General features: G+C 66.8%; 18 protein-coding genes. 5 read left to right on the forward strand and 13 right to left on the reverse strand.

Annotated features, from left to right (window positions below):
- Positions 1-32 precede the first annotated feature (32 nt).
- Positions 33-800 carry an SDR family oxidoreductase gene (locus Q0Q02_RS00605; protein ID WP_293806108.1) on the reverse strand — a complete coding sequence of 256 codons (768 nt, stop codon included), beginning with the start codon at positions 798-800 and terminating at the stop codon, positions 33-35.
- Between the two features lie 261 nt (positions 801-1061).
- Between Q0Q02_RS00605 and Q0Q02_RS00610 the strand changes: the two genes are divergently transcribed.
- The gene (locus Q0Q02_RS00610) at positions 1062-2099 is read left to right on the forward strand and encodes an L-idonate 5-dehydrogenase (protein WP_293806109.1); all 1038 of its coding nucleotides are present in this window, start codon (positions 1062-1064) and stop codon (positions 2097-2099) included.
- Between the two features lie 143 nt (positions 2100-2242).
- On the opposite strand, the gene Q0Q02_RS00615 is transcribed toward Q0Q02_RS00610, so the two are convergent.
- The 4 genes from Q0Q02_RS00615 to Q0Q02_RS00630 all read right to left on the reverse strand — a co-directional run bounded on the left by Q0Q02_RS00615 (position 2243) and on the right by Q0Q02_RS00630 (position 7513).
- Positions 2243-4003, reverse strand: a complete 1761-nt coding sequence (locus Q0Q02_RS00615; protein ID WP_293806110.1) for a diguanylate cyclase — start codon at positions 4001-4003, stop codon at positions 2243-2245.
- 242 nt (positions 4004-4245) lie between these two features.
- Positions 4246-5919, reverse strand: a complete 1674-nt coding sequence (locus Q0Q02_RS00620; RefSeq protein WP_293806111.1) for a formate--tetrahydrofolate ligase — start codon at positions 5917-5919, stop codon at positions 4246-4248.
- A gap of 133 nt (positions 5920-6052) precedes the next feature.
- Positions 6053-6739: a glutathione S-transferase N-terminal domain-containing protein gene (locus tag Q0Q02_RS00625; RefSeq protein WP_293806112.1), complete on the reverse strand. Its 687-nt coding sequence runs from the start codon at positions 6737-6739 to the stop codon at positions 6053-6055.
- Between the two features lie 24 nt (positions 6740-6763).
- A complete protein-coding gene (locus Q0Q02_RS00630) occupies positions 6764-7513 on the reverse strand; it encodes a haloacid dehalogenase type II (protein WP_293806113.1) in 750 nt (249 codons plus the stop codon).
- Positions 7514-7758: 245 nt separating this feature from the next.
- Here Q0Q02_RS00630 and gpmI point away from each other — a divergent pair, with 245 nt between their 5' ends.
- Entirely contained in the window at positions 7759-9273 is a 1515-nt protein-coding gene (gpmI, locus tag Q0Q02_RS00635; protein WP_293806114.1) for a 2,3-bisphosphoglycerate-independent phosphoglycerate mutase, read from the forward strand.
- A gap of 57 nt (positions 9274-9330) precedes the next feature.
- Here the strand turns inward: gpmI and Q0Q02_RS00640 are convergent, their stop codons facing one another.
- From Q0Q02_RS00640 to Q0Q02_RS00670, 7 genes are all read right to left on the reverse strand, one after another.
- Positions 9331-10194, reverse strand: a complete 864-nt coding sequence (locus tag Q0Q02_RS00640) for an outer membrane beta-barrel protein (protein WP_293806115.1) — start codon at positions 10192-10194, stop codon at positions 9331-9333.
- Between the two features lie 236 nt (positions 10195-10430).
- Positions 10431-11267, reverse strand: coding sequence for an S-formylglutathione hydrolase (fghA, locus tag Q0Q02_RS00645; protein ID WP_293806116.1), 837 nt, complete (start codon positions 11265-11267; stop codon positions 10431-10433).
- 229 nt (positions 11268-11496) lie between these two features.
- A complete protein-coding gene (locus Q0Q02_RS00650) occupies positions 11497-12609 on the reverse strand; it encodes an S-(hydroxymethyl)glutathione dehydrogenase/class III alcohol dehydrogenase (protein WP_113587905.1) in 1113 nt (370 codons plus the stop codon).
- A gap of 25 nt (positions 12610-12634) precedes the next feature.
- Positions 12635-12919, reverse strand: coding sequence for a metal/formaldehyde-sensitive transcriptional repressor (locus Q0Q02_RS00655; RefSeq protein WP_293806265.1), 285 nt, complete (start codon positions 12917-12919; stop codon positions 12635-12637).
- Positions 12920-13194: 275 nt separating this feature from the next.
- A complete protein-coding gene (locus tag Q0Q02_RS00660) occupies positions 13195-14097 on the reverse strand; it encodes a hypothetical protein (RefSeq protein WP_293806117.1) in 903 nt (300 codons plus the stop codon).
- 159 nt (positions 14098-14256) lie between these two features.
- Positions 14257-14817: an NUDIX domain-containing protein gene (locus tag Q0Q02_RS00665; RefSeq protein WP_293806118.1), complete on the reverse strand. Its 561-nt coding sequence runs from the start codon at positions 14815-14817 to the stop codon at positions 14257-14259.
- Between the two features lie 4 nt (positions 14818-14821).
- Positions 14822-15862, reverse strand: coding sequence for a DUF3616 domain-containing protein (locus Q0Q02_RS00670; RefSeq protein ID WP_293806119.1), 1041 nt, complete (start codon positions 15860-15862; stop codon positions 14822-14824).
- Between the two features lie 178 nt (positions 15863-16040).
- Between Q0Q02_RS00670 and Q0Q02_RS00675 the strand changes: the two genes are divergently transcribed.
- Genes Q0Q02_RS00675 through Q0Q02_RS00685 form a run of 3 tightly spaced genes read left to right on the forward strand, consistent with a single transcriptional unit; the run spans position 16041 to position 17413 of the window.
- Positions 16041-16250, forward strand: a complete 210-nt coding sequence (locus Q0Q02_RS00675; protein WP_293806120.1) for a hypothetical protein — start codon at positions 16041-16043, stop codon at positions 16248-16250.
- An 8-nt stretch (positions 16251-16258) separates the two neighbouring features.
- Positions 16259-17203 (forward strand): dihydrodipicolinate synthase family protein, encoded by a 945-nt coding sequence (locus Q0Q02_RS00680; RefSeq protein ID WP_293806121.1) that lies wholly within the window; start codon positions 16259-16261, stop codon positions 17201-17203.
- 48 nt (positions 17204-17251) lie between these two features.
- On the forward strand, positions 17252-17413 hold the full coding sequence (locus Q0Q02_RS00685) for a hypothetical protein (protein WP_293806122.1): 162 nt from the start codon (positions 17252-17254) through the stop codon (positions 17411-17413).
- A 67-nt stretch (positions 17414-17480) separates the two neighbouring features.
- On the opposite strand, the gene aceB is transcribed toward Q0Q02_RS00685, so the two are convergent.
- Positions 17481-19088 carry a malate synthase A gene (gene aceB / locus Q0Q02_RS00690; protein ID WP_293806123.1) on the reverse strand — a complete coding sequence of 536 codons (1608 nt, stop codon included), beginning with the start codon at positions 19086-19088 and terminating at the stop codon, positions 17481-17483.
- Between the last annotated feature and the right edge of the window lie 5 nt (positions 19089-19093).

Consider the following 19093-nt stretch of genomic DNA (forward strand, 5'->3'; position numbering starts at 1 on the left):
GCTTCGCCCGAGAATGACGGCTGCGTCCGGCCTCACACCACCGTGGTGAGCCCGCCATCGACCATCAGCAGGTGGCCGTTGACGTAGTCCGATGCCGCGGAGGACAGGAAGATCGCGGCGCCGGCCAATTCCTTGGTCTCACCCCAGCGCCCGGCCGGCGTGCGAGTGCGGACCCAGTTCGAGAAGGCTTCGTCGGCGATCAGGGCGGCATTGATCTCGGTGGCGAAATAGCCGGGACCGATCGCGTTGGCCTGGATGTTGTGCTTGCCGAGCTCGGCGGCGAGGCCCCGCGTCATCATCTTCACCGCGCCCTTGGACGCCGTATAGGGGATGATGGTGGCGCGGCCGAGTTCGCTCATCACCGAGCCGATGCTGATGATCTTGCCGCGTTTGCGCGGCACCATCCGCTTCGCCACCGCCTGGGTGACGTAGAACACCGAATGGAGGTTGGTGTTCATCACCTCGTGCCAGCCCTCGATCGGGAATTCGGTGATCGGCGCGCGCTTCTGCATCCCGGCATTGTTGATGAGGATATCGATCGGGCCGATCTCGGCCTCGATCATGGCGATGCCGGCCTCGACGGCCTTATGATCGGTGACATCGAAGGGAGCGATCGAGGCCTTGCGGCCGGCGGCAGTGAGGGTCTGTTGCGCCCGCTCCAGCTTTGCCCGGTCGCGGCCGTTCAGCACGACATGGGCGCCGGCATCCGAGAGCCCTTCGGCGAGCGCGAGCCCGATGCCCTGGCCCGAACCGGTGACGAGCGCGATCTTGCCGGCGAGACTGAACAGCGACAGCGACATGGCATATCCTCGCAAAATGCCGGATGCGGCGATTTCGGTTTGCGCCCCGGGCGCTGCTTTGGGTAAGCAGGTTTCAATCGATTAGACAACCATGGAAAGGCCTTTCATCCTCTCAGCCCTCATCCTGAGGAGCAAGGCGGATGCCTTGCGTCTCGAAGGATGTTCCAGCGCGCTTTGAAGCATCCTTCGAGACGCCGCGTGCCGCGGCTCCTCAGGATGAGGGCTCAGGAAAACCGGCCTTTCTGATCAGGGAGAACCACCATGCGTGCCGTCGTCATCCATGCCGAGAAGGATCTGCGGGTCGAGCCGACGACCGCGCCGGAGCTCGGGCCGCGCGATGTGCGCGTGCGGATCGAGGCGGGCGGTATCTGCGGCTCGGACCTGCACTACTACCTGCATGGCGGCTTCGGCACGATCCGCGTGCGTGAGCCGATGATTCTCGGCCATGAGATCGCCGGCCGGGTCGAGGCGATCGGCGGCGAGGTCTCGCGGGTGAAGCCGGGTGATCGCGTCGCGGTCAATCCGAGCCGCGCCTGCGGCCATTGCCGCTATTGCCAGATGGGGCAGCAGCAGCACTGCACCGACATGCTGTTCTACGGCTCGGCGATGCGCTTCCCGCATGTGCAGGGTGGCTTCCGCGACGTGCTGGTCGTCGAGGAGCGGCAGGCCGTGAAGGTGGCGCCGCGCGTCACGGCGGCCGAAGCCGCTTTCGCCGAGCCGCTCTCGGTCTGCCTTCATGCCGCCAAGCGCGCGGGGCCGCTGCTCGGCAAGCGCGTGCTGGTGACCGGGGCGGGGCCGATCGGCGCGCTGACCATCCTTGCGGCCAAGGCTGCGGGTGCTTCCGAGATCGTCGCGACCGACGTGGTCGATGGGCCGTTGCCGGTGGCGCGCCAGATGGGCGCGACCGCGACGGTCAATGTCGCGGCCGAGCCGGAGCGGCTCAAGGCCGAGTACGGCGCGGAGAAGGGGGCCTTCGACGTGATGTTCGAGGCCTCCGGCAACCAGCACGCGCTGACCGGCGCCTTCGATGTGGTGCGGCCGGGCGGCGTCATCGTCCAGATCGGCGTCGGCGGCCAGTTCACGCTGCCGATGAATGTCGTCGTCGCCAAGGAATTCGACCTGCGCGGTTCCTTCCGCTTCCATGAGGAATTCGACTGGGCGGTGGCGATGATCGGTTCGGGCAATATCGACCTCTCGCCGCTGCTGACGGCGTCGATCCCGGTCGACCGCGCGGTGGAAGCCTTCGACCTCGCCGCCGACAAATCGAAGGCGATCAAGGTCCAGCTCGACTTCGCCTGAAGCGTGTCATCCCGTGCGCATTGCGGCGCGAAGTGCCGCGATGCAGACACGGGACCGCGCGACCAGTAGGCGCCTTTTCCGGGAGACGGTCCGGTGTCTGCGCAGCGGCATTCCAGGCCGCAGCGCGCACGGGATGACACGCTTCAGCCGCTGCTGCGCCGGCGCAGCGGAAGCTCTTCCGATAGGCTGACGGCAAAGCCGTTGCGGCCGTTGCGCTTGGCGACATAGAGCGCTTCGTCGGCGCGGCGGGTGGCCTCGGTCAACGTGTCCTGCGGGTCCAGCAGGGTCGCGCCGATGCTGGTGCTCACCATGACGGACACGCCGCTGTCGAGGATGACCGTGCGCTCCGCAGCGGCAGTGACGATCGCCGCCGCGATGGCCGACAACCCATCACGGTCGACATTGTCCAGAAGCAGGATGAATTCGTCGCCGCCCCAGCGGGCGCAGATGTCACGGTCGCGCAGGAGCGCCGTCATGCGCCGGGCGAGCTCGGCGATGACCTCGTCGCCGCTCTGGTGGCCATGGCGGTCGTTGAGCGGCTTGAGATTGTCGAGATCGACGAGCAGCAGGCCGGCCTGATGCCCGGTGCGTCCGGCGCGGCTGCGGCTCTTCGCGAAGGCGCGTTCGAAGCCACGCCGGTTGAAGACGCCGGTCAGCGGATCGGCATGGGCGAGGCGCTCGAGCTGCTCGGTGCGCTCGCGCACGGCCTCCTCGAGCCGGGCGGTGTTCTCCTCGACGCTGCGCGCCATCGTGCCGAAGGCCTGCGACAGCCGGCCGATCTCGTCGCGCCCGGCATCGATCGCGACGGCGCGGAACTCGCGGGCGCGGACATGGCTGGCCGCGTGCTCGACGCGGGTCAGCCGGTCGAGCACGGCGCGCTTGAACAGCAGGGTCATCAGGGCCGCGGCCGCCAGCAGGACGACGCCGAACAAGAGGCCGAGCGGCAGGAACAGGCTGCGGTCGATGATGCTGTCGATATCCATCACCGTGACGTTGAACCAGCCGAGACGGTCGAGATAGCCGACGCCGACGAGTACGCGCTTGCCGTCGACATGCAGGAAGCGGGACTGCACGAGATCGTCGCCCGCACCGACGCGGGCGATCATCTCGCCGAGCAGGCTGCGGTCCGGGTCGTTGTCGACGAGCTGGTAGATCGTCTTCTTGGACGAGATGTCCTTGGTCAGGCTGTGGAAGTCGACGAGGCTCGCGTCGCGATGGGCCTGCACGGCGCCGCTGCGGTCGACGAACATGCTCTGGACGCCGGTCTGCGGGATGTCGACGACCTCGCGGATGAATTGCGTCAGGTCGAGCCCGGTACCGATGATGCCCAGCACGCGGCTGTCCTTGCGGATGATGCAGTTGATCCAGACCTTGGTGACGCGGAGATTGTCGTCGCGATCGACATTGAGATGGCAGCCCGAGCCCAGCGCCGCCGTCTTGTAGTACCAGCCGTCACGGGGATTGCCGGCCGAGAGCGTATAGCGCTTGCGGTCGTGCTCGTAGTTGTTGTCCCTGTCGTTGAAGTAGTAATTGCCCGAGCCGGCGAGGACGGTGAAATAGCTGCGGTCCCGGAAGGACTGACGGTAGTGTTCCAGCTCGGCCAGGCCGCGTTCCGCCTTCTCGGGATCGGTCTCGTTCTCGGCCCAGTCGACGATGGCGGGCGAGCGGGCGACCGTCTCGGCCAGCGAGACCTCGCGCATCAGGGCTTCCAGCCCGCGATAGCGGTCGAACAGGATCTGCTTCTCGGCGACGAGCGTGCCGAGCTTCACCACCGTCGCGTCGACGATCCAGAGAAAGGCCGCGCCAGCTGGAATCGCGATCGCCACCAGGATGGCGAGCGTCCAGCCCATGACCCGGGCCTTCAGGCTATGCGTGCGGGGCAGACCGGTTTCGGCCTGGCTCATCGGGTCGGCTTCCTTGCGGGATGGCGCAAGGTAGGGACCTATCCGTTGCGTAAGCTTTAAGAAGTTCGCTGAGGGACTAGCGGTATTCCGCCTTGGCCAGGGCTGTCATCCCGTGCGCGCTGCGGCGCGTAGTGCCGCTGCGCAGACACGGGACCGTGCGAAGGAAAGGCGCCTTTTCCGGGAGACGGTCCCGCATCTGCGCAGCGGCATTGCATGCCGCAGCGCGTGCGGGATGACGCGCTTCAGAACAAGCCCTCGATCTGCCCCTGCGCGTCGATATGGATGCGTTCGGCGGCGGGCTCGCGCGGCAGGCCGGGCATGGTCATGATGTCCCCGCAGATCGCGACGACGAAGCCGGCGCCGGCCGAGAGCCTGAGTTCCCGCAAGGGGACGATGTGGCCGGAGGGAGCGCCGCGGAGCGTCGGGTCGGCCGAGAAGGAATACTGGGTCTTGGCGACGCAGATCGGCAGGTCGCCGAAGCCGGCGGCTTCGAGATCGGCGAAGCGCGCCGTCAGTTTGGCATCGACGCTGACGCTGGCTGCGCCGTAGATTTCGCGCGCCACAGTCTCCAGTTTCTCGCGCAGCGGCATGGCATCGGGATAGAGCGGGGCGAAATCGGCCTCACCCTCGTCGGCGAGCGCTGCGACCTTATGGGCGAGCTCTTCCGTGCCGGCGCCGCCCTCAGCCCAATGCCGGCAGATCACGGCTTCGACGCCGAGATGGTTGCGGCAATAGTGGCGGATCAGATCGTGCTCGGCCGCAGTATCGGTGGCGAAGTGGTTGATCGCGACGATCGGCGGCACGCCGAATTTGCGGATATTGCCGACATGGCGGGTGAGGTTGGAAAGCCCGGCTTCGAGCGCCTTGAGGTTCTCCTGTCCGAGCGCGTCCTTCGCCACGCCGCCATGCATCTTGAGGGCGCGGACGGTGGCGACGACGACGGCGACGGACGGCTTCAGCCCGGCCTCGCGGCACTTGATGTCGAAGAATTTTTCCGCGCCGAGATCGGCCCCGAAACCGGCCTCTGTGACGACGTAATCGGCGAGCTTCAGCGCAGCGCGCGTCGCGATCACCGAATTGCAGCCATGGGCGATATTGGCGAAGGGGCCGCCATGGACGAAGGCCGGCGTGCCCTCCAGCGTCTGCACGAGGTTCGGCATCAGCGCGTCCTTGAGCAACACGCTCATCGCGCCGGTCGCCTTGAGGTCGGCCGCGGTGATCAGGCGCTTGTCGCGGGTGCGGCCGACGACGATGCGGCCGAGCCGTTCCTCCAGATCGGCGGAATCACGGGCAAGACAGAAGATCGCCATCACCTCGGAGGCGACGGTGATGTCGAAGCCGTCCTCGCGCGGGAAGCCGTTGCCGTTGCCGCCGAGCGAGGAGACGATCGAGCGCAAGGCGCGGTCGTTCATGTCGAGCACGCGGCGCCAGGTGATCCAGCGGGTGTCGAAGCCGAGCCCGTTGCCCCAATAGACATGGTTGTCGACCATCGCGGCGAGCAGGTTGTGCGCGCTGGTGATGGCGTGGAAATCACCGGTGAAATGCAGGTTGATCTGCTCCATCGGCACGACCTGGGCATAGCCGCCGCCGGCCGCGCCGCCCTTCATGCCGAAGCTGGGGCCGAGCGAGGGCTCGCGCAGCGCGATCATCGTCTTCTTGCCGATGCGCCTCAGCCCATCGCCGAGGCCGACCGTGGTGGTGGTCTTGCCTTCGCCAGCCGGCGTCGGGCTGATCGCGGTGACGAGGATCAGCTTGCCGTCCGGCTTGTCATCGAAGCCGGGAACCGCGCCGGTGTCGATCTTGGCGATGAACTTGCCGTAGGGATGGAGCGCTTCCGTGGGGATGCCGGCTTGCTCGGCAATGGTGGCAACAGGCTGAAGCGTTGCGGCGCGCGCGATCTCGATATCGGTCGGCATTCGTCCTCTCGGAGGCTATTCCTTCCCGCGTCTCCCGAGCGCGGAACCGCGCGGACACTGGCCCGAAAACTCCGCCGCCGCCAGCGCTTTTGCCGGCGGGGCGGCCATGATGCACAGGCGGCGCTGGCCGTGATCAGCTCGCGAGATGGGCGTTCTGCGGGAACAGGAACTTGCGGGCTTCCGCGTCGAAATCCGTCTTGAAGGCGAATTGGTCCTTCAGCGCGACGGCGCGCTGCGCCGCGGGGCGGGCCGAGATCTCGTCGAGGTGGCGCTTCACATGCGGGAACATCTCCGGCCAGGCCTCGCCGACGGCGAAGGAGAGCCGCGTCGCCCAGCCCCAGATCGACATGTCGACGAGGGTGTAGCGATCGCCGAGCATGTAGCGGCGGTTCGCGAGCAGGTCGTTGACGATGCCCCAATGCCGCTCGGCCTCGCGGGCATAGCGGTTGATGGCATAGGGCAGCTTCTCGGGCGCGAAGCGGCTGAAATGCACGGCCTGGCCGCAATAGGGGCCGATGCCGGTCGCCACGAACATCAGCCAGGACAGCATCTCGCCGCGCGCCTTCGGCGTGTCCTCGGGCAGGAACTGGCCGGTCTTCTCGGCGAGATAGAGCAGGATCGCATTGGAATCGAAGACGGTGACGTCGCCATCGGTCAATGCCGGCGTCTTGGCATTGGGGTTGATGGCGAGGAATTCCGGCTTGAACTGCTCGCCCTTGCGGGTGTCGACCGGCACCATCTCGTAGGGCAGGCCGGCTTCTTCGAGGAAGAGCGCGATCTTCGCCGGATTGGGCGAGGGGTGGTAGTAGAGCTTGATCATCGGGGGGGCTCCTCGTGAGGCGCGTCAGGCCTGCCTCAGTCCGGCGACATAGGAGACGAGATCGGTCAACGCGGCAATGGTCGCATCGGCCTGGAAGCCGAGCTGCTCCGGCTGCATCCTGAGCGCCTTGAACATCAAAGCGGGGTCGATGGTTGTGGCGACGGCGAGCTCGTTCCGCAGCCTGCCGGCCGGCACGCGCTCGATGCGGGCGACATGGAAGCCATGCGCCTTGGCGCCGGCGACGTCGAAGCCGTTCGAGGAGACGAAGAGGATTTCGTCGCGGGCGAGACCGAGCCGCTTCTCGACATGGGTGTAGCCGCGCGGATCGGGCTTGTAGATACCGATCTCGTCGACGCTGATCACGGTTTCAAGGAGATCGGTGATGCCGGCATGGGCGACGAGCCGCTTCAGCATGTCCGGGCTGCCGTTGGAGAAGATGGCGAGGCGGTGGGAGGCAAGGCCTTCGAGCGCGGCGCGGGCCTCCGGATAGAGCAGCAGCGCGTCATAGGCTGCGGCGATCCTGGCGACGAGTTCCGGCGAGGAGGCGAGGCCAAGCGTCGTCAGCGTGAACTCCAACGAGTCGCGGGTGACCGTCCAGAAATCCTCGTAACGGTCCATCAGGGCGCGCAGCCAGGTGTATTCGAGCTGCTTCAACCGCCAGATCTGCGTGATCGTAGCACCATGACCGGGAAAGGCGGCGTCGGTGACGGCGGCGACCGACTGGACGTCGAAGAGCGTGCCGTAGGCATCGAAAACCAGCGCCTTGATCGACATACGTCTCCTCCGTTGCTGCCTCTTTGCCGGAAACTCAGCCCTCATCCAGAGGAGCCGCGTCAGCGGCGTCTCGAAGGATGTTCCAGATGGTTCCGGAACCTCCTGGAGCATCCTTCGAGACGCGCCTGACGGCGCTCCTCAGGATGAGGGCTCGAATTCCAGAATCGACTCATAACACTCGCATCGGCGGCGTGGCGCGTGGTATCCGCACAAGCACCTTTCCCAGATGCCGACAGGTCAAGCCGATGCCGCCTCGCCCCGTGATGCTGATGATCCTCGATGGCTGGGGCTGGCGCGAGGAAGCTGAGAACAACGCCGTCAAATTGGCGAACACCCCGAATTTCGACCGGCTCTGGGCCGCGAACCCGCATGCCTTCCTGCACACCTCCGGGCTCGATGTCGGTTTGCCCCCGGGGCAGATGGGCAATTCCGAGGTTGGCCATCTCAATCTCGGCGCCGGCCGCGTGGTGATGCAGGACCTGCCCCGCATCAACCAGGCGATCGCCGACGGCTCGATCGCCAACGCCCTGGAAGCGACCGGCCTCGTCGCCGGGCTGAAGGCGAGCGGCGGGGCCTGCCATCTCCTCGGCCTGGTCTCGCCTGGCGGCGTCCATGCCCATCAGGACCATGCGGTCGCGCTCGCCCGCATCCTGACCGCGCAGGACGTGACCGTGCATGTCCATGTCTTCACCGACGGGCGCGATACGCCGCCGCAATCGGCTGCCGAGTACGTCAAGGCTTTCGCCGCCGCGCTGCCGGAGGGCGCAACCATAGCCAGCGTTTCAGGCCGCTATTACGCGATGGACCGCGACAATCGCTGGGAGCGGGTCGAGAAGGCCTGGCGCGCGATGGTGCTCGGGGAGGGCGAGCGCTTTGCCGATGCACAGGCTGCGATCGCCGCGGCCTATGCGCAGAATGTCACTGACGAGTTCATCTTGCCGGCCGCCATCGGCGGCTATGCCGGGATGAAGGATGGCGACGGGTTGCTCAGCTTCAATTTCCGCTCGGATCGTATCCGCGAAATCCTTGCCGCCGTGCTGGAGCCGGATTTCGCCGGCTTCGCCCGGCCGCGCCGGCCGGCGCTCGTCAAGGCGGTCAGCATGACCTCCTACAGCGCCGAGCTCGACAAGGTGATGCCGACGCTGTTCGCGCCGCAGACGCTGGCCAATGGCCTGGGCGAGACCGTCGCCAAGGCCGGGCGCACGCAGGTGCGGATGGCGGAGACGGAGAAATATCCGCACGTCACCTATTTCTTCAATGGTGGCGAGGAGACGCCCTATGCCGGCGAGGACCGGGTGATGGTGCCGTCGCCCAAGGTCGCGACCTATGACCTGCAGCCGGAGATGTCGGCGCCGGAATTGACCCGGAAGGCGGTCGAGGCGATCGATTCCGGCCGCTACGATCTCGTCGTGCTCAACTTCGCCAATCCGGACATGGTCGGCCATACCGGCGTGCTCGCTGCCGCGATCAAGGCGGTCGAGACGGTCGATGCGGGGCTCGGCGCCATTGCCGATGCGATCGGGCGGCAGGGCGGGGCGCTGCTCGTCACGGCCGACCACGGCAATGCCGAGCTGATGGTCGATCCCGTAACCGGCAAGCCGCATACTGCGCACACCACCAATCCGGTGCCGCTGATGCTGGTCGGCGGGCAGGGCAAGGGCCTCGCTGACGGGCGCCTCGCCGATATCTCGCCGACGCTGCTCGCGCTGATGGGGCTCGCGCAGCCAGCGGAGATGACCGGGCAGTCGCTGCTGCGCTGACAAAAGCAAAACGGCGCGGATTGCTCCGCGCCGTTTCGTGTCTCGATCCGCCGGGGATCAGTACTTGCGCACCACCGGCGGCGGCGCGTAGGCGACCGGCTCCGGCGTGCCGCAGCAGTTCGGGTCGCCGAAATTCCAGCGCATGCCGATGCGGAAATCGTGGCTCTCGATGTCCTTGGCCTTGAGCGGGGCCTGAATCTGGCCGGTGAAGGCGTTGATCAGGCGGCCGGACTGGGCGTCGCCCAGGTTCAGGTAGCGGTAGCCGACTTCGAGGGTCAGGTTCTTGTTCACCTCGTAGCCGACGCCGGCCATCAGGGCCCAGGCGAGGTCGGTCTTGCTGCCGCTATTGGCATAGCCGAGCGTCGAGCCGTTGAAATTGCCGGTCAGGGCGCCCTGATCGGTCAGCCCGCTGATGCGGTTCTGCGCGAAGCCGATGCCGGCGCCGATATAGGGGGTCAGGCAGTTCCAGGTGCCGAGGTCGAAATAGCCGTTGAACAGCGTGACCAGCGAGGTCAGGTTGCCCTTGTAGGTGTTGGTCTGGAAGCCGTTGTTGAACGGGTTGAAGACGATGTCGTTCACGCCGATCTGGCCGGCGCCGCGATATTCGCCGGTGACGTCGAAGCGCAGCCAGTTGTTGAAACGGTAGCCGACGCCGAGCCCGCCGAAGAAGGCGGCGTTGTCGCTCTTGCCGAAGAAGGCTCCGCCGAACTGGGCGACGTCGTCCTGATGGTATTTGCCGACGCTCTGGACGCCGACGCCGATATCGCCGCGCAGATAGATGCCGCTCGAGATCGTGCCCTTGAGGCCGAGCGGCTCCGGCGGCGGGGGAGGCGGTGCGTAGGCAAGATCGGCGGCCTGTGCCGCGGCGGAGACGCCGAGGGCCAGGCCGCCCGCCAGCGCGAGTGTTTTCAGGCTGCCCATGGCAGTGTCCTTCGCGTTTGCGCGGCGCAAAGAACGCAGCCCGCGCGTGTTACCAACGGGAAGGACCATGGCAGCGATTTCTTAAATGACACTTAACCTTAAGCGCTAACCTTACCGGGGACTGAACGACGACTGGACTCGGTCTCTTCGATGCATGGGCATCAGCCAGGCTGAGGCGAGGGGAACTCTCCTCAGGCCGGCGACTGGCCCGCGGCTGCCGCTCCCGCAGAGCGCGGTTACGCCGTCAGCCGCTCCGCATGCCAGGCGACGTGCTGGGCCATGAAGGTCGAGATGAAGTTGTAGGAGTGGTCGTAGCCGTCGCGCATCGTGAGTTGGAGTGGGATGCCGGCGGCGGCGCAGGCGATATCGAGAAGCTGCGGACGCAGGCCTTCCTCCAGGAAGCCATCGGCCGTGCCCTGGTCGACCAGGAGGTCGCGGACACGGTGGCCGTCGGCGATCAGCAACGTCGAGTCATAGGCGCGCCAGCGCGTTTCATCCGGTCCGAGATATTTCTCGAAGGCCGGGCGCGACCAGCCGGCGGTCGACGGCTGTGCGATCGGCGCGAAAGCGGAGACGGAGCGGTAGCGGTCGGGGTTCTTGAGCGCGAGCGTGATCGCGCCATGGCCACCCATGGAATGGCCGAAGATGCCCTGCCGGTTCATGTCGACCGGGAAATGCCTGCTGATCAGCTCCGGCAATTCGTCGCGGATATAGGTCTCCATACGGTAGTTCCTGGCGTAGGGTGCCTCGGTCGCGTCGAGATAGAAACCGGCGCCGGAGCCGAACTGCCAGTTATCCGGCTCGTCCGGCACGCCCTCGCCGCGAGGGCTCGTATCCGGGCAGATGATGGCGATGCCGTTGGCGGCGGCGGCGGCGCGGTACTCGCCCTTGTCCATGACGTTCTGGTGCGTGCAGGTCAGGCCCGAGAGATACCAGAGCAGCGGAACCGGCCCGTCCTCGATCTGATGCGGCAGGTAGATCGCGAAGGTCATCGGACAGGCGCAAGCCGCGCTGTCATGCCGGTAGACGCGCTGCGAGCCGCCGAAGGCTTTGGAGGAGGAGAGGAGTTCCATGGGCGGTTCCTTTCTGATCGCGGTTCGGCAAGGGAGTCGCCGCCGTCATTCCGGGGCGCCCGCAGGGCGAGCCCGGAATCCAGAACCGACGACGGGACCGATAGGTCCGTGTCGGCTCATCTCACGTGGTGAACGCATCGGTTCTGGGTTCCGGGCTCTTCGCTGCGCGAAGCCCCGGAATGACGGAGGTGTTTCCCTTGCCCGGTAGATGAGGCGGGAAAGCGGCGCCTCAGTAGACCACCACCGAGCGGATCGACTTGCCCTCATGCATCAGGTCGAAGCCGGTATTGATCTCGTCGAGCGAGAGCTTGTGGGTGATCAGGTCGTCGATGTTGATCTTGCCCTCCATGTACCAGTCGACGATCTTCGGCACATCCGTGCGCCCGCGCGCGCCACCGAAGGCGGTGCCCTTCCAGACGCGGCCGGTGACGAGCTGGAACGGACGGGTCGCGATCTCCTTGCCGGCCTCGGCCACGCCGATGACGATCGACTCGCCCCAGCCGCGATGGCAGCATTCCAGCGCCTGGCGCATGACATTGGTGTTGCCGGTGGCGTCGAAGGAGAAATCGGCGCCGCCGCCGGTGAGGTCGACGATCGCCTGCACGACCTTGTCGTTGCCGATCTCGGCCGGGTTGATGAAATCGGTCATGCCGAACTTGCGCGCCATCTCCTGCTTGGCCGGGTTGATGTCGACGCCGATGATCTTGTCGGCACCGACCATGCGGGCGCCCTGGATGACGTTGAGGCCGATGCCGCCGAGACCGAAGACCACGACATTCGCGCCCGGCCAGACCTTGGCGGTGTAGATCACCGCGCCGATGCCGGTCGTGACGCCGCAGCCGATATAGCAGATCTTGTCGAAGGGGGCGTCCTCGCGGACCTTGGCGAGCGCGATCTCGGGCAGCACGGTGAAGTTCGCGAAGGTCGAGCAGCCCATGTAGTGGAACACCTCGCCGCCGTCGCAGGAGAAGCGCGAGGTGCCGTCCGGCATGACGCCCTGGCCCTGCGTGGCGCGGATCGAGGTGCAGAGATTGGTCCGGCGCGACAGGCAGGACTTACAGCTGCGGCATTCCGGCGTGTAGAGCGGGATGACATGGTCGCCGGGCTTCAGCGAGGTCACGCCGGCGCCGACCTCGCGCACGATGCCGGCGCCCTCATGCCCGAGGATCGCCGGGAACTTGCCCTCCGAATCCAGGCCCGAGAGCGTGTAGGCGTCGGTGTGGCAGATGCCGGTCGCCATGACCTCGACCAGGACCTCGCCGGCCTTGGGGCCGCCGATCTCGATGGTCTCGATGGTGAGGGGCTTGCCGGCTTCCCAGGCGACGGCGGCGCGGGTCTTCATCGGGTGTTTCCTTCCTTGCGGATGTTCATTTCAGATAGGGGCGAATGACCCGCATGATCGCGGCGATCTCGTCGTTGTCGGTAGCTTCCGCCTGCGCGGCCTCGGCCGGGCCGGCCATGGTCTCGCGCAGATGGCTTTCCAGTACCTCGGCCATCAATCCCGTCGCCGCGCCGCGCAAGGCAGCGAGCTGTTGGAGGAGGGCGCCGCATTCCTCGCCGCGTTCGACGGCGGCGATCAGGGCATCGGCCTGCCCCTTGATCCGGCGCAGCCGCGTGACGGCACGCTTCTTCTCTTCCGGTGTGTGGGGCATGGGCATCGAGGCTCCGATTGCCGCGACGCTATGGTACTGAGGGGGAGTATGTCAACGCGCAAGGCGGAGCCGAAACGAAAAGAGCGGCAGCGTCGCCGCTGCCGCTCTTCCGAAAGGCCTCAACCAGAATTCCGCATGACCTCAGCCCTCATCCTGAGGAGGCCCGAAGGGCCGTCTCGAAGGATGGTTTAGGAGGCTCGGGAACCATCTGGAGCATCCTTCGAGACGCCGCTCACGCGGCTCCTCAGGATGAGGGCTGAGGTCAAATGAGATCGTTAGAAGCTGTAGCCGAGCTTCACCTTGACGAGATGCTGGCTGAAATTGGTCAGGTCGAGATCGCCAGGCTGGCCCTTGGCCTTGCCGGAGACCTGGACGTTATAGGCGGCGGACAACGCGAGCTGCTTCGTCGCCTGCCAGAACACGCCGGGGCCGGCGAAGGTGGCGTAACCCGCCTCCTTGCCGAAGCCGAGCTCGTTATGCGCGCGCAAGTGGCGGACCTCGCCGCTGAGATAGAGCCCGTCCGACACCTGCCAGGCGAGCGAGCCGGCGACGGTGAAGGTGGAGGAGCGCTGATAGGGCGAGGGGCCGGTCCAGGTCAGGTCCTGCGAGAGATTGAGCCCGGCATAGAGCGTGTTCGGGATCAGCGCCTTGTCGGCGAAGAGGCGGATGCCGGTATTGTAGGTGGTGAAGCGGCCGGCGCCGTCCGGATCGGTGCGGTTGACGCTGGGATCGATAACCAGCGTCAGGCCGATCCCGTGCATGTCGCGGCCCAGCAGCTTGTACTTCATTTCGACGCCGGCACCGTAGGCGCGGGAATCGGCGCTGACGCCGCCCGTCGAGGCACTGGTGATGTTGCCCAGCACATAGGGACCGACCTCGAAGCAGGGGAAGAGGCCGTAGGAGCCCTGCAGGGCCAGGCCGTGGCCGTTCGAGCTGCCGCCGCGGGTGCCGAAGGCGCCGCCATAGGTCAGGCTCGGCCCGAAGGAGCCGACATCCGCGACATCCGAGCCGGTGGTGAAGCCGAAGGCGTCGGTCGGGATGGCCTCGCTTTCCGTGCAGGTCGAAAGGGCGGGGGCCGGTGCTGCGGGCGCGCCCTTGCGGGACGGCAGGTCGGCGGCGAGGACGGGGAGCGACGCGGCTGCGGCGATCAGGGCGAGGGCAATGGCTTTCAAAGACATATGGTGCTCCGGAGAGGTCTCGGATCAATACGTTATTGCGAATGGATTGCAATAACTAATTCATCCCCGAACGAACCATGTCGCGCGCCTGATCCCGCCGCGATAAAAGAGCCATAGGGGTTTTCGGCAATCCGCCCCGCTGTTGTTGCGCTGCAACAGTCAGGGCTTGGGCAGGTGCGAAAGCCGTTCCAGGGCGCGCGGCGCGATCTCGGCCAGGGCGGTGATCGGTTTCCACGCGGCGGCATGGACCTCCTCGACCTGCGCGACGAGCGGCAGGGCCGGATCGGCCAGGAAGAGATATTGCAGGTCGTGGTGGATATGGGCCGGCTCGCCGCGCGACGGCTTGCCCGGCACGTCATGGCTGTCGATGGTGAAGGGCAGGTCGCCGCCGCGATGCCAGGGATGCAGGCTAAGACCCTGCACGCCGGTTTCCTCGATCGCCTCGCGGGCCGCCGAGAGATGGAAATGCTCGGCCTCCTCCCAATGGCCGCCGGGCTGGAGCCAGCGGCCGATCACGACATGGTCGATCAGCAGGACTTGCGCATGGTCGGGCGAGAGCACGAAGGCGCTGGTCGTGAGATGGCCGGGAAAGGTGTCGCGCCGCTCGAGCGCGTGGCCCTCAGTCATCTGCCAGCGCAGCAGCGCGAGATGCTCGCGCGGGCTCGCGACCTCGGCGCGATAGCGCTCGACGGTGCGGGAGAGATCGTTGCGGAAATTCATGAGGTCAGCGGGGTTCGAGCGGTAGGCGGTAGGATTCGAAATGCCCGTTCTTCGGGCCGTCATAGCCGATGAGGACCGCGAGACCCTTGCCGTCCGGCGGGAGCACGGTCACCGATTCCGCCTTGTCGCCGCGGCCGGGGAGATCGCCGAGCGGTGTCGCAGCATCGGGCCTGGCGGGGTCGACCAGCAGCAGGGAATAGGGCAGGGCCTGTTCCTGCGCCGGCCCCAGCAGGGCGAGCAGGCGGCCGTCGGGGAGGGGCGCGAGATCGCGAATGCCGCGATTGCCGCCAGCAGGCAGTTCGAAGACGCGTGGCGCTTCGGTCGCGGGCGCATGACCTGGCGCGAACAGGGCCTTGAGCGAAGCGCCGACGAGGAAGCCGCGATTGCCGAGCGAGGGTGCGCGCAAGCCGACCCAGAGCGTGTCGCCGACGACCGCGAGGCCTTCGACATTCAGGCCGTTATCGTCCATCAGGCTGCGCCCGAAGAAGGCGCCGGCAGGGCCGGCCGCGCGCAGCATGTCGCTCAGGCGATAGGTCAATTCGACCTTGCCGGCCGGAGAGCCTTCCGCATCGACCTTGATCCGGGCGAGGTGGAAGGCCGAGAGGCGGAACTCGCCCTTCTTGCGCGAGCAGCCATGCGAGCCCGAGACATAGAAGGCGCCGTCGGCATAGGCGACGGCTTCGCCGTCGAGTTCGGCGAAGCGGCCGGGCGCCTTGCAGATGCCTTGCGGCGGCTGGCCGAGCGTCTCGGGCGCGGCATCCGTGCCGATGATCGGGAGGGGCGCCTCCGGGGTGATCCGGTTCTCGGCGATGCGGGCGAACTGGGCGAAGGAGCCCTCGTCATTGATCAGCAGGCAGCGCTGCGTGCCGTTCGCGGCCGGCATGCAGGCAAGGCCGCTGACGTCCCGCGCCGGCTTGCCCGGCTTCCTGCCTGAGAAGTCGCCGAGCGTCCGGAAGCGCTGCTCCGGGGCGAGCGTGGCCGCCTGGACGATGGAAGCGCCGAGCAGGGCCGCAGCAAGGAGAGGAGCGAACAGACGATACCGCATCAGGCGAATCCGGGAGAAGGGGTGCGGATTGAGCGTGAGCCGCCGGGCGATGTCAAAGATGCGGCGGTGCGATCCCTATGGGATCTTGATGATCCTGCCCCTTGCCTCGTCTCGAACCCCTATGGCGGCGTCCCTAGCTTGTCCGGGCGGTCCCTGGAGACCGCTCGGGAAACAGATGATGTTCAGTATCCCTCGCAGATCCTTCGGCGGCCCGCTCCAGTTCCTGGTCGGGCGCGATGCGGAAGGCCATTGGCTCGCCGTCGAGACGCATGGCCGGGGCGGCGGCATCTTCGCGGATCGCGGTGCCGCATTGCGTTATGCCGTCTTCGAGACCGGGCATCGGGCGCGCGCGGTCCGAATGACCGCGAAAACACTCTCGCTGCTTTGAGGCGCGCCATGAATCACTGGCTTCACGGCATGTTCACCGCGCTGGTCACGCCCTTCGACGAGGACGCGATCGACTATGGCGCGCTGGAACGCCTCATTCTCTGGCAGATCGCGCAGGGCGCCGACGGCATCGTGGTCGGCACGGCGACGGGCGAGAGCCCGACATTGAGCGGAACGGAGCGGGAGGCGCTTTGCGCCGCCGCCCGCCGCATCGCCGGCCGGCATTATCCTGTGATCGCGGCCGTCGGCAGCTATTCGACCGCCGGGACGATCGCCGAGATCGCCACCGCCGAGAAGGCCGGTGCCTCGGCCCTGCTGTTGCGCATGCCCTATTACAGCCGGCCGACGCAGGCGGGCCTCGCGGCCCATGCCCTGGCGGCGGCCGAGGCGACGAACCTCGAGATCATCCTCGACAACGATCCGGATCGCTGCGGCGTCGAGATCGCGGCGGAGACGCTGGTGCAGCTGGAAGGTGCCGCCAACATCGTCGGCATCCTGGAGCGGCGCGGCGATCTCGCCCGCTGCGACCGCATCGCCCGCTTGCGCGACCGCCGTTTCATGCGATTGACCGGCGCGGCCGATACCATTCCGGCCTATCTGCTTGCCGGCGGATGCGGGGCGATCACCAGCGTCGGCAACCTCGCGCCGCATTGGCTGGCGCGGCTGGAGAGCGCGGCGCGCTCCGAATTCTATGGGCAGGCGCAGATCCTGCAGCGGCGACTGGTTCCGCTGCTCGACCTGCTCGCGCGGGAGCCCGACCCGGTCCTGATCAAGCTTGCCCTGTCGATGCTGCATCCCGAGGTCGGCGCGGCCTGCCGCGCGCCGCTCGTGCCGCCGCGCCCGGAATGCGTGCCCCTGCTTTGCGATGCCATCGAGGACCTGCCGCATCCGCTTGCCGACATGGCGATGAAGGCAGCGCGCAACGGCGCGGCGGTTGCAGCGCGCCGTGCCTGACCCCGCAGCGGCGTGGCATCGCCCGCCGCGAACCGAATGGAGGTTTCCATGGCCACGATCGGGGCCTATCGCCGCCGTCGAGAGACGATCTACCGGCATGTCCGCACGTCATCGGCGGGTGGCTGGAAGGCAGACCTGCTGCATCTGTTCGGCTCTGTCGTTCTGCTCGCCGCGCTGATCGGCGCGCGCGTCTGGTGGCATCTGCATTGAGCCACGTAAACGAAAAGGGCGCCGCGATGCCGCGACGCCCTTCCGATTTCATCGATCCGAGCCGAGCTCAGTTCAGCTTGGCGTAGGCCGGGACGGTGAGGAAGTCCTCGAAATTCGGTGCCAGCGACAGCGTCTCGAACAGCGCGATCGCCTCCGGGAAACGGCCCTTGGCATAGTTCTCCGCGCCGAGTTCGCCCTTCACGCGCTCCATCTCTTCCGGCAGGCAGCGCTTGAACAGGGCCGCATCGGCCTTGATCCCGCCTTCGAGAGCGACGCCGTACTGGACGAACTGCCAGATCTGGGCGCGGCTGATCTCGGCGGTCGCGGCGTCCTCCATCATGTTGTAGATCGGAACCGCACCGCGGCCGCGCAGCCAGGCCTCGATATACTGGACGCCGACGCGGATGTTCTCGCGGAAGCCTTCCTCGGTGCGCGTGCCCTGATGGACCTCCAGCAGGTCCTTGGCGCCGATGCTCACGTCGTCGCGCTTCTTCCCGAGCTGGTTGGCCTGCGGCATCAGCCGGTCGAACACCTCCATCGCGACCGGGACGAGGTCCGGGTGGGCGACCCAGGTGCCGTCATGGCCGTCGCCGGCCTCGCGCTCCTTGTCCGCCTTGACCTTGGCGAAGGCGGCGGCATTGGCCTCGGGGTTGTTCTTGACCGGGATCTGCGCCGCCATGCCGCCCATCGCGAAGGCGCCGCGCTTGTGGCAGGTCTTGATCAGCAGCAGCGAATAGGCGCGCAGGAAGGCCTTGGACATCACGACCTGCGAACGATCCGGCAGGACATAGGCCTTGTTGCGGGCGAGCTTCTTGATGAAGGAGAAGATGTAGTCCCAACGGCCGCAGTTGAGCCCGGCCATGTGCTCGCGCAGCTCGTAGAGGATCTCGTCCATCTCGAAGGCGGCGGGCAGGGTCTCGATCAGGACGGTCGCCTTGATCGTGCCGTTCTTCAGGCCGAGCGCCGACTGGGCGGCGACGAAGACATCGTTCCAGAGCCGCGCCTCGAGATGGCTCTCCAGCTTCGGCAGGTAGAAATACGGGCCGGAGCCCTGGCTGAGCGCCGCCTTGGCGTTGTGGAACATGTAGAAGCCGAAATCGACCAGGGAGCCGGAGGCTTCCTCGCCGTCGATCTCGATATGGCGCTCCGGCAGATGCCAGCCGCGCGGGCGGATGATCAGGACGGCCGGCTTGTCCTTCAGCTTGTAATCCTTGCCGTTCGTCGGATCGGTGAAGTCGATCTTGTTCGCCCAGCGGTCGCGGAGATTGATCTGGCCCTCGATCATGTTGGCCCAGACCGGCGAGGAGGCATCCTCGAAATCGGCCATGAAGACCTTGGCGCCGGAATTCAGCGCGTTGACGATCATCTTGCGGTCGACCGGGCCGGTGATCTCGACGCGGCGGTCGAGGAGGTCGGCCGGGATCGGCGCGACGCTCCAGTCGCCTTCACGGATATGCTTGGTCTCGGCCAGGAAGTCGGGCGTCTCGCCGGCGTCGAAGCGCTTCTGGCGCTCGGCCCGCAGGGCGAGCAGACGCTTGCGCGTCTCGTTGAAGCGGCGGTGCAGGTCGGCGACGAAGGCCAGCGCCTCGGTGGTGAGGATCTGCTCGAAGCCGGGCTGCAGGGCGCCCTTGACGGTGACGCCGGCCGGCAGGGCGAGAGTGGGGGTGTCCGACATGGAAG

This window comes from uncultured Allobosea sp., from assembly GCF_945956895.1.
Taxonomy (GTDB): domain Bacteria; phylum Pseudomonadota; class Alphaproteobacteria; order Rhizobiales; family Beijerinckiaceae; genus Allobosea.